This window comes from Methanocalculus sp. (assembly GCF_029762515.1).
GTDB lineage: Archaea > Halobacteriota > Methanomicrobia > Methanomicrobiales > Methanocorpusculaceae > Methanocalculus.
Genome location: NZ_JARVGN010000021.1, coordinates 1 through 11,252, shown reverse-complemented (window position 1 = coordinate 11,252; position 11,252 = coordinate 1). Strand labels below are relative to the sequence as shown.

The following is an 11,252-nucleotide window of genomic DNA, read 5'->3' as shown; positions in this document are numbered from 1 at the left end:
CTCGATAGGGTTATTTCCATTCTTAATTCTAACAATCATCGGAGAGGATCTGTTCAGCATATTCTTGGGGTCAGACTGGGCAAATGCTGGACTCTATGCAAAAATTCTGGCACCATGGCTTTTTTTTGTGTTCATCTCTTCTCCACTGAGCAGTGTTTTCAACGTGCTGGAAAAACAGGGTGTGAGTTTTGCATTTAATGTTTTATTATTGGTATCACGCGTTGTCGCTCTTTGTATTGGTGGGATGTACGGCAATCCGGTGACTGCACTGGTGCTTTTTTCAGGAAGCGGCGTGGTATTTTGGGGGTGGATGAATATGTACATTCTCTCGCTTGCAGGAGTGAGTGTTAAGGAATCCTTCCTTGACATACTCCGCTATATGTTGATAGGATGTATCACAGTCATTCCATTAATGATCGGGATGTTTTTTTACCCAGATTCGGTCATGTTGATTATTCTTGCGGTAGCGGTAACGCTTGCGTACTATCTGATAATTTTATTTGATGATATTATGCTAAGAGAGGAGTTTTTTCGAATAATTCGCGAGATACATGATTGAGGATTTCTCAATTTAATATATGTTCTCCTGATCAATTGTTTGATTCTGCTGCCTCAACCAATTACATGTTTAAGTATATCCCAGATTACTAATGTGTATCAATCCCCTTACTATGAGTTAATGGACCGACGAAAATCCCCGTAGTATTATTTAAACCGGTAATTTTCATTGCTCGAGACTTTGGTTTGATTTAATCTCCATTTTAAGGAGTCAAAAGCGTGAACGGAGGGTTTTAATTGGACATAACTGAAAGATCAGTATTAAAAATTTGGATAGAATAACGGAGACACTTTTCTGTAGATCGATCCATATATGGAAGAAGCGAAGACAATTATATTATTATTATATTAGAAGAGGAGATTACCTGCCCTGAAAAATAGTTTCTCTATCCAGCGACCCTCAGGTTGGAATGATTTTAATCATAAATTTTCGTTGTTTGGTGATCTGTTAAGATTTCTCCAATAATAATCTGGCTGATCTATACGAAATACTTCTCTTAATCCACCGAGAACTATTTGTGTAGAATCTATACTAAAATTCAGATTTGTTTCAATAGCGATGGGACCATTCTTGGATAAACCTATGTCCCAGCCCAGGTGTTTGAATTTTGGAAACTTTTTTGCGGACTCAATAGCAAAATTTTTTATTTCATCCCATTGGGCAGTATCATAATTCTTGAAAGAATATCCAGTGTCAGGGTGATTTTTATAACACTCCCGGTTATAAAATGATAATGCGACATCATTCAATTTTCCCGTATTTATATCAATTCCAGTCATTATGCCAGTCTGGGAGGCATTGTCAACATCCGCTCCCCCTCTCCCAATGCGTAAAAATGCACATAAAACCTCTGCAGAGTCGTCTTTGTATTCTGTTATCACTCTATGTGTATTCAATGCATGAGGGTATATCTCCGACATTTTCTGGTGTTGCTCAACTCCAGGTTGGACAATGTAGTCATTTCTGGTCCCGATTCCCTTGAGGAATGCTTCGTTAAAGGTTATGTTATCCGTGGTGGTAAAGAATCCATCCTCATTTATTTTAAATACATATGTGCCATAAGCACCTAATCCTACAGCAGGCTTGACGAATATTTTGTTCCAACTACTTTCGGTTATTTTTCTCTGAATGTCGTTAAATTGTATTCTCTGCATATTTTCAGAAAAAAAATGGCCATCTATCAACTTAATTAATGTTTCGGGTTGTGAAATCTCGTTACTGCGGAATATCTGCTCGGTAATCAGTTTATTATCAATAAGAATTGATTCCTTTGTTGGTATATAATATCTATGAAATAGGTCATACCAGAAAAAAGAAGGAATGTAATTAATCAGTTGACGATCCGTTAAGTCATAGTCATCTTTGTACAAATCATAAAATGTGTAATGAAATGGGTTGCATCTCCAGTACTTTTTGCATAAATCCATTTCTTTTTCTATTTGACTCTTTGGTTTTTTATTCTCACATCCATCATATCGCTGTTTTGCTAATTTCATATGATAAATTAATTCTTGATTTCGTCTCAACAAAGTTCTCTCTTTCATTCTCAATATGTAGTAGTTATTCTCAAAATTTTGAATTAGTCTCTTAAAAATTGCCATAATGTTTTATAAATAGCATAAAAATAAGTAACTTTTGATCATCTCTCAAAAAGTCCATACTCATCAAATTATCCAATGCGATAGACTCTTTTTTACGACCGGCACTTTTACATCGTTTGTATAATAATCCCTCCCATATTGCCCAGATTCTCCTCCTTTCAACACACTTGTTGCTGAATCATGCTGAATCCAAATTTTTCTCGTAAATCAACACTCATACGATATATTAATCCAACCAATTATTTATTCTGTCGCAGATCTTGGAACAAGAGGGAGAAAGAATATTTTTTGCGCAGTTATGAGATATCACACGATTATCGCCTGAAAGTGCTGAAATAAGTGCGTCATATTGCTCGATAGGATTGGAAAACATCAGAGAAATCTCTTATTGGATTCAAGACTCAATTCCTCGAGAATGCGATGAAAGTTGTAAAGTCGGAATGTGCAAATTGATTTTAGAAAAAAGCTGATGTAAGTATATTTATATTTTAGTAAAATCACAATTGCATTGCAACTCTTAACGGAATTAGTTTGAAAATTGTCATTATGTCCGAGGATCTGACATTAGCGGGAACAGGCTAATATAAAAATAGGAAGGTAATGCGATGAATATAGAGATCCATGTGGATAACCGCTACTATCCTTGGACATGCGGTACAATTGATGAGATAGGGTATTGGTTCAAAGGAACAGTGTTTTACGGAGACGAATTGCTTGATGGGGCGATGATTGCCCGACTCATTTCAGAATTGTACAATAATAAACATACGCTTGAGCAGTTCCTTCGTACTCTGAATGGAACATTTGCATTTATCCTTGATCTGCCGGATCGCACCCTCGTTGTTGTTGATCGTTTGAGAAGCATTCCTCTTTTTTATACAAAGACCGAATTAAATCTAATCATTTCCGATGATGCAAATTTTATAAGAGAGTTAATAAATTCCCCATTTAATGAATGTAACAGTGTAGAGTTACTTGTCACGGGATACGTCACAGGCTCTGAGACTCTTTTTGATGGAATATCCCAACTCCAGGCAGGGGAATATCTTCTCTATGATCTAGCAACGGAAAATCTCACCACTGGATGCTATTATCGTTTTAAGCATGAGAATTTTTTCAAGGACCCTGAGGAGGTCTTGTTAAACCGTCTTGATGAGGTTTTGGTGCGTGTCTTTAAGAGACTCATTGCATCAACAAAGGATCAACAAATAGTCGTGCCATTGAGTGGAGGATTGGATTCTCGGCTGATCATTGCCATGCTGAAGCGACTGGGCGTGGATAATGTAATTTGTTTCAGCTATGGAAGTAAGAATTGGCCTGAGGCAAAGATAAGCAGGCAAGTTTCGGAAGCGGTTGGTTACCCTTGGCATTATGTAGAGTATACTGAAGACAAATGGTATGCGTGCTACCACAGCGATATGATGAAAGAGTATAATACATATGCTGGAAATCTGACCTCTTTGCCATATATTCAGGATTTTCTTGCTATAAAGGAGCTAAATGATGATGGAAAATTAAACGATAACGCCGTTTTTGTTCCGGGACATACTGATTTATTCCCTGGCGTTTTTATCCCTCATGATTATTCCAAAGATCAGGACTATACTATTGAAAAGCTCCTGAAAGATATCGTAAAGCAACACTATCACCTCAGGCAATTTGATGGTGCAATTGATCTCATACCATTTTTCAAAAAAAAGATTCTGCAAACTTTTGAGGACATCCATGTTCATGACAGTGAATCCTGTGCTGATGCATTGGAATTGTTTGCTTTAAAAGAGCGAACTGCAAAGCTTATATTGAATGGATTCAGAGCGTTTGAATTCTTCGGTTTCGATTGGAGAATCCCACTCTGTGATGCTGAGTTGATGGATTTCTATAGTAGAGTACCTGTGTCAAATAGAATTAAAAAAATATTCTATCGAAAATATGTAGGAGAACGCTTATTCACTTCAGAATTTGAAGCATTAAAACAAATTGAATGCACCACTCACTTAGGTCTCTCTCTTTCTTCATCATTAAAGAGCATGATTAAAAGGTCTGAAACCTTATCTGATATTGCAATCAGAGTTGCTAGGTCGAAACAGAAAAGAATGGAGTATGAACAGCACCGGTATGCAATGTGGGGCATAATACCTGAATACGACTATAATAACCTTTATTCCAGAATAACCTATATCAATTCATTCCTTGCCTTTGCCTATTTGGAGGGATTATTCCCAGATTTAAAATGGAAGATATTTCCAAAAATAATACTATGCAACAAGTCCTCATCAAATTACGATTAATAATAAATCACAATTGTGCTTAATGTTGAAGATACAGAATATCCGAGATTCCCTTTTATCGGCATGATCACAATCCTGTATTCAATTTTTGTATTGATTATATTATAGTAAGTGAGATGTATTTTTCATTTTATACATATTTGGGCGATTCATACGTTGCATCGTATTTTGCTATTTTTTCTTGAACCGTTCCGATCTTTCTAGCTGGAACGCCTGCAAAAATAGTGAAAGGGGGAACGTCGTTCGTGACGACAGCTCCGGCTGCCACAATCGAATATTCGCCGATTGTAACTCCAGGAAGGATTGTAGCGCCAGCTCCAATATATGCGTTTTTTTTAATCAATACTTTTTTATATTGGATTGGGATTTTTGGATCAACACAATGTAAGCTCGAGTCATGGGTAACAATCGTTACTTTTGGGCCAATATCAACATAATCCTCAATATGAATTAATGAAGGGGATGAATCCTCAATAAAAACGAATTGTGCAATATCTACATTTTTTCCAATAAACGTGCCCCTCAATCGGTACAATTCTCTTTTAATCCTGCCAAAAGGCATTAACATGGCAAGGATATGCAATAGCGAGAGGGAGAAATCTGACCATTTCTTAATGATATTCTGAGTTATTTCCATATGACCACATCATTGTAATTAAATGAATCAATCTCAGATTAGACTTAAATATATCTTTAAAGCATTGGAGCCCGGATTTTAATAAAATTTGTTCAACGTCATATTGTTTATTCTTATATTTTGTTACGTTATCTACCCCTTAGCAAAATTCCCACGATCTATTTCATCTTTAATTAATCAATCCCGGTATACTGTTGGTTTAAAGTATCTCCATAAGTATGTTTGGTGGGATCTCGCCAATATATAATTATACATTGATTTTTGGAATCCTGAAGCCATTCTCAAAGATCCTCTTCAAGCTTAAAAGATAGTAGTTATCAATAAGAAGGATTATTTATGTTAATATAAGTACTTAAATGAAGCATTCTGGTGCGATTGATTTATTTAATTGCATGGACGGAAATACATGAATGTAAAGCAGGTTCTTTTTAATAAAATTAAAGATGGAATCTCACTGTTAGGGCTTGATAAGAAGAGCAGCTACAATTTAATTTTCCTTTTCTTATTTATTGTCGTGATTATCGGGTTTATTGTTCCAACACTTTCATATGGACAATTGTTCGGTACTGACGAATACACGCATCTCTTCCACAGTAACCAGATGTGCCTATCGGATTCGCTGGCGGAATTTTATCAGAGCGTCAGTGGGATGGTATCCAACCCTGATGATCCGAATGCACCTTATACATATCCATTTGCCTTATGGCTCTTAGGTGGGACAATAGCCAAAATCATTGGAGCGGATCCGCATACTGCATCGTACCTCTACGGCCTGATATCCATTTTTATTCTGCTTATGACCTTCTATTTATATTCGGACATATTCTTAAAAACAAAGACGCAGAAACTACTAGCACTTCTTTTTCTTCTTTCCATGCCGACAATCGCACTAATTGCCGTCAATTTCCGACCGTCGTCCACAGTATTGCCTTTTGTGCTAATGTCTCTCTATTGCGCATTGGGAGAAAAATTCGATTGGAAATTTGCAATAATGATGATTGTGAGCGTATTTATAATCACGATTATGCATACAGGAACCTTTATTTTTCTGATCTCCTTATCGCTTGCGTTCCTGATTCTATATAGTTTGATCTGGGGTAAGTTCTCAAAACCGATGTTTCTCCTGTCAGTAACTATGCTGTTTGTATATGTAATTGCCGTTTTAGCCTTTCCTTACATACATCCTCAGTATATTGATAAAGCAACTATGTTTCTTACGCCGGGCAATTTTCTTACAAATAATCTTTATATTCCATTTGCTGCCGATCTGAGTAGTATATTATATACAAATCTATTTGTTGAGGCTCAATTCACATATGTAATTCTCTTGTCAGCCCTGATATATTCGCTGTGCCTGATATGCATGTTTGTACATAGAAGAGTTACAAAACATGTTGTTCCCTCTGGAAGTCTTTACCAGATTGCAGTTCTTCCTACAAATCTGTCAAAGGGCCTTGCATCAATTCCCATATGGTTAGGCCCTATTCATGTGCTGCTTTCATGTTTCGGCTTTTTCCGTCTTGATGCAAAAGGCAAGAGTTTAATGGTCGCTGCTCTGGCGGTTTGTATCTTTCCTGAATTCCAGCGGAGTTTAGAAGACATCTCCATTAGTACAGGTGCATTAAGAAACATTTCCTATCTCGTCATTATTATCCCAATAGCGGCGGTTTTCGGCACCGATTATTTGATATCCTGGTTTAAAAAGACCCGAGAGAAGGAATCCCGCACTGGCGAATGGATTCTCGGGATAATGCTTGTATTGCTGTTTGCATCCTTTATTGTAATTCCTGCTTTAGGGACTTCATACTATCAGCCACGAACAACAGGGGAGGATCATGTTATTGATGGTATGAAATGGCTGAGTAATATTGGCAACTTTGATGAGGGTGTTTCGGGCTATGGGTTGCGAACAACGCCCATCTTTACTGAAAAGAATGATATATATCATCTGAGCTACGGTGGTGAGTTAAAAAACTACCAGAATCTGTTAAGAAACTGTTATTTTGGAGGTAGCGAACAGGCAGCCCAGAAACTTTCTTCAAACTTGGGAATTAAATACATCCTCATTTCTGATAAAATCGCTGCAAATCTTGGAGGAGATCAATCGGAGATGCATGTCAATGCCAATACTGCGGTTGACAGGATATATTCTGGCAGAGATTTTGGCATATACCGCAGTGTTTCTTCTGCTCAACAGTTTATTGATGGGGGATACATTGGCGAGGATATTACAATGCTACAGAGTGGATCTGATTTTATTGTAGAATCGGACAGCTATAAAATCACCCTCAGTGCCGTCTCACCGCAAATTACGTATATCGGGACAAAAAAGACGAATTACCTTGATGAAGGACATATATTGGATTTTATAACGACAACTTCTGCTGATGGTGAAAGAACTGGGCATAATATATTTGAGATACCATTCTCCGCAAACGTGGATGGAAATAGCATTGTTTACACACGTTTTCTTCAGAATGCAACTGGGAACGTTATTGGAACGGTTGATGTGACATATTCTTTCTATCAAAATACCATTCGGTGCGAAACTGTAGTTTCTAATGATTGGTCGGATGCCTTATCCGGGATGCAGGTGTCCCAAACCACCCGTTTCTTCAGTCCCATCACAGAATATGTACTTTTTGGTGACGGTGGGCGAATTGTGAAAAGGGTATATCCATCGGAAGATGGTTCAAATCTTAATGAGAAATTCCACGGTATCTATCTGCAAAATGACCACTCGGGGATATATATCGAGTACCTCCCTGATTCGCCATATCCCTTAGATTTATTTTATTCCGGTTCAGTACGATATAATGACTATTGTTTATTACAAATAAAGCGTGAGACTTTGAGATCACTTGCACCGGGTGCATCCTTGAAATTTGTACAGTACATTTCTATCGGTGATGAAGGAACTGCAAGACGCAGGGTGGAAGATCAGCGTAGAATCGAACTGCACCCCTATGCTGATGGTGTCATCCCTATGGCAATCGTAGAAAATTCCATCTACACAACGAGGTATGATTTATCGGCAATTAAAATGCAGGCCGATAAAGGTGTGTCCTATTTAATCACCGACAGTATTAGTCCTCCTTACCTCGGTATTCTCTGGGATGAGGGTTTCCGCCATCCCCAGATGGCGTCCTATCAGGGTAGCGCAACAGATCTTGTCATGCTTCCAGTATCAAATCCACCGAGTACATCTTTGTCAACAGAGGAACCCGAGGGTGTATTTCAGAAGTGGAAGGCAGTAATCGATAGTGTCGCAGAGAACAACGACATGGCACTCTTCGTTTTCAGGGCTATGGATATTGAAAAACCCGAATATAATGGGATGTTTAATGATCTCTTTGACTATGCCATTAAGAGGGGATTGACGACAACGACGCCGGAAGCCATCGCAGATCATTACCGGAAGATGCAAAAGGTCTCATTCACCGCTTCTCATGAGCTGGATAGTGCATTCATCAACGTTAGGAACAGCAACCCTGAACCAGTCTCCGGTGTGACGTTAAGAGTTGTAATGCCCTTGCTTGAGGAAGCGGAATATCGGGTCACAGGTGGTAATGTTGCGAATTTACGCAATTCAGGCGACTCCGTCATCATCTACGCATCTGCCGATTTCGCTCCGCATGAAACGCGAACAATAACGATCGAGCCTGAAACCCAGAGGAAGAAATTTATTGTTGACGTGCCCGAATACGTAATCGAACATAAGGTGTCGATAACCGTCCGCGGAGAAGATGGGAAACCTATCAGTAATGCCTATGTTACCTTTGAAGGATTCCCCATCCCGTTCGAGACGGATGTAAATGGCAAGGTGCAAGCTGAATTGTCGCGTGGTAGCTACAGGGTCACCGTCGAGAAAGCCGGATATTTAAAGCAGGCCTTCACGATGGAGGTGAGAGGCAGGGTCTATGCTCTCCACCACCTCATCTACGATATTCTCTGATCAGAGCTCTATCGGTTTACCGGAAACAATCGAATGTATAGTAAAGGGGCACAATAAAGGATTGATGAGGAGTTTAGATAGATATTGTTGAGACGATCCAAAGAAGATCACCATCTTTAACATCCCTTTATGATCACTATTTAAATCGTTTTTGTCCATTCTGAACCATAAATATGTGATCTTTGCGGCGAGATCCTCGTCAATTCTACTGATGTAAAAAAATGAATGTGACACATTATGTCATGAAAATCATATGTTGCAAGATTCCTGCCTTCTAAATTCTGTGTAGAATGTATCAGAGAGAATTTCGGTTTCCCAACGTTTTCCTTAATTTTTTATAGCCGAAATATCAGGAACTCTTCTGAGTCAGGTTTGATGCCATGCTTATACAAATCTCTTAACCTGTCTGATCCCAGACCCAGAAATGCACGCTTTCGGTGCTCCCGCTGTCGGCTTTCAGGTCCAATCTTACCTTAAGCGGAAGACTGGCATCGATAGGGAGTGCGATTATCCCTTGGCCCTCGAAGTTATCACCCGATCTCATCGAGAATGTTTCAGTGTGATAGAGTACAGTGCCAACATAAAAATCCAGTGTATATACCGTATTTCCCCGTTCATAATTGGTCAGGCCATAGGTAAAGAAAATATTTCCATTATCGATCGTGTATGGGGAGGGATCAGGTATGAGATATAATGCTGTATACGGTTCATCGGCGAAAATTAGAAAAAATGCAACGGTCAGCACTCCAAGCATTGTAGCAACAATCACAGCAACCTTTAATAAGCGGTACACATCCCCGTCGCACTCATTCTCAATCATCTGAAAGCCTGTTAAGCTGTACTTCTGAAGTTGAAATTTTTTCCGGTTTTCGATGTAGGGTAGGATTCAAGGAATCGATTAATTGTTGAAGACACGTGAGGATATTAAGATATATGAAAGGGTGTATTTGAGACATGATCCTCAAGGATATGTTGTATAATTGTCACGTCATGACATATATTGTGTTATTATCCAAAAATTCCAAGAATATTCATAATTCCTCAACCAGCCCCAGGAAGAATCTGTTTATCTTTGCAGCATCTCCGACATCGACATATCCATTTCCATTGAAGTCTGCACTTAGATCTTCCTCTATCAGACCGGCGACCATATAACTAACCATCATGACATCACCGATATCGACCTCCCCATTGTTATTGAGGTCCCCGGTGACTGTAGGGGTGGGATGATCCTCTGTATAATGTATTTCATACGTGTGTTCGCCCTGAGCTGAATTAATAATAAGGACATCACTGTTCTCATCCTGTGACCAGTAAGAGAATGAAACCCCGTCTTTCAGAACCTCATTAACGTGAAATCCATACATACGAAGTGCTATTGTAGCGCCGGAACAAATTTTCAGATTGATTTGTGTTTTCATTTCCTCCTGTTGAAGTGTCAAATATCCAATCTCCTCTGAAGACTGTAAGAATGTACCTGATTCATCTCGCACGAATGTACCCCCGATCATGGTAAGGGAGAGATCATCAGAACTGTTCATCATTCGCATATAAACAGTATCTGCATCTGTGGCAATTGATTCGAATGTAGAATGGCCTTTTCCTGTATAAGTATAATCAATGTATTCAGTTGATATCACTTTTATCGCATTTCCATTCCCTGTTACTGAAATTTCCTCAGCTTTTTTCTCTTCTTCATCTATATAGCGAGATAACAGAGCCACCACTCGATACTGGTTCTCCATCGGTTCACTCCTGAAGTAGATATTGGGACTGAATACCTCGTTCGCAACATTATATCCACCTACTCTTCCTACGCGCTTTGATACGATGATTTCCGACGCCGGTGCTGTGTAGAGGTGGAAAAGGATGTCGTTTCCATATGGATTCGTTGTTTGCCAGTTGAAATCATTAGAGATGATTCCGGTTGCTGTTTCAACATTATAGGGCAGGGAAAGCCAGTCATATGAGATATCACCAAACCAAAGTTCTCCATTCACATGACCAACACTGGCTTCATCCCTATCTGTAGAGGGATTGATATTGAGACTCGCCGGTCTAAAGACGTTCCTGTATATCCAGGACTCGCTCCCTTCAAGCCTGTCGATTATGATGAAGTAATCTTTCTCCGGGTAGAGAATTGTCCTGCTGTAGTCAATCGGGCTTGATAGTGTCACTGAGTACGCTGAAGATTTGATGTCATCGACAACCT

At 39.0% G+C, this 11,252-nt stretch carries 6 protein-coding genes and 1 pseudogene; 3 read left to right on the top strand and 4 right to left on the bottom strand.

Annotated elements, in window-relative coordinates:
* Positions 1-559 (top strand): annotated as a pseudogene (locus tag QCH34_RS01490) (hypothetical protein); the annotation flags it as partial.
* A gap of 419 nt (positions 560-978) precedes the next feature.
* Here the strand turns inward: QCH34_RS01490 and QCH34_RS01485 are convergent.
* Complete coding sequence (locus tag QCH34_RS01485; protein ID WP_300328919.1) at positions 979-2,055, bottom strand: sugar-transfer associated ATP-grasp domain-containing protein; 1,077 nt, start codon at positions 2,053-2,055, stop codon at positions 979-981.
* Positions 2,056-2,765: 710 nt separating this feature from the next.
* Here QCH34_RS01485 and QCH34_RS01480 point away from each other — a divergent pair.
* Positions 2,766-4,448, top strand: coding sequence for an asparagine synthetase B family protein (locus QCH34_RS01480; protein ID WP_300328916.1), 1,683 nt, complete (start codon positions 2,766-2,768; stop codon positions 4,446-4,448).
* A gap of 130 nt (positions 4,449-4,578) precedes the next feature.
* Here QCH34_RS01480 and QCH34_RS01475 read toward each other — a convergent pair whose 3' ends face one another.
* A complete protein-coding gene (locus tag QCH34_RS01475) occupies positions 4,579-5,085 on the bottom strand; it encodes an acyltransferase (protein ID WP_300328913.1) in 507 nt (168 codons plus the stop codon).
* Positions 5,086-5,491: 406 nt separating this feature from the next.
* Here QCH34_RS01475 and QCH34_RS01470 point away from each other — a divergent pair, with 406 nt between their 5' ends.
* A complete protein-coding gene (locus QCH34_RS01470; protein WP_300328910.1) occupies positions 5,492-9,040 on the top strand; it encodes a carboxypeptidase regulatory-like domain-containing protein in 3,549 nt (1,182 codons plus the stop codon).
* A gap of 397 nt (positions 9,041-9,437) precedes the next feature.
* Here QCH34_RS01470 and QCH34_RS01465 read toward each other — a convergent pair whose 3' ends face one another.
* Positions 9,438-9,860, bottom strand: coding sequence for a hypothetical protein (locus tag QCH34_RS01465; protein ID WP_300328907.1), 423 nt, complete (start codon positions 9,858-9,860; stop codon positions 9,438-9,440).
* 211 nt (positions 9,861-10,071) lie between these two features.
* On the bottom strand, positions 10,072-11,252 hold a 1,181-nt coding region (locus tag QCH34_RS01460; protein ID WP_300328904.1), incomplete at its 5' end, for a dockerin type I repeat-containing protein.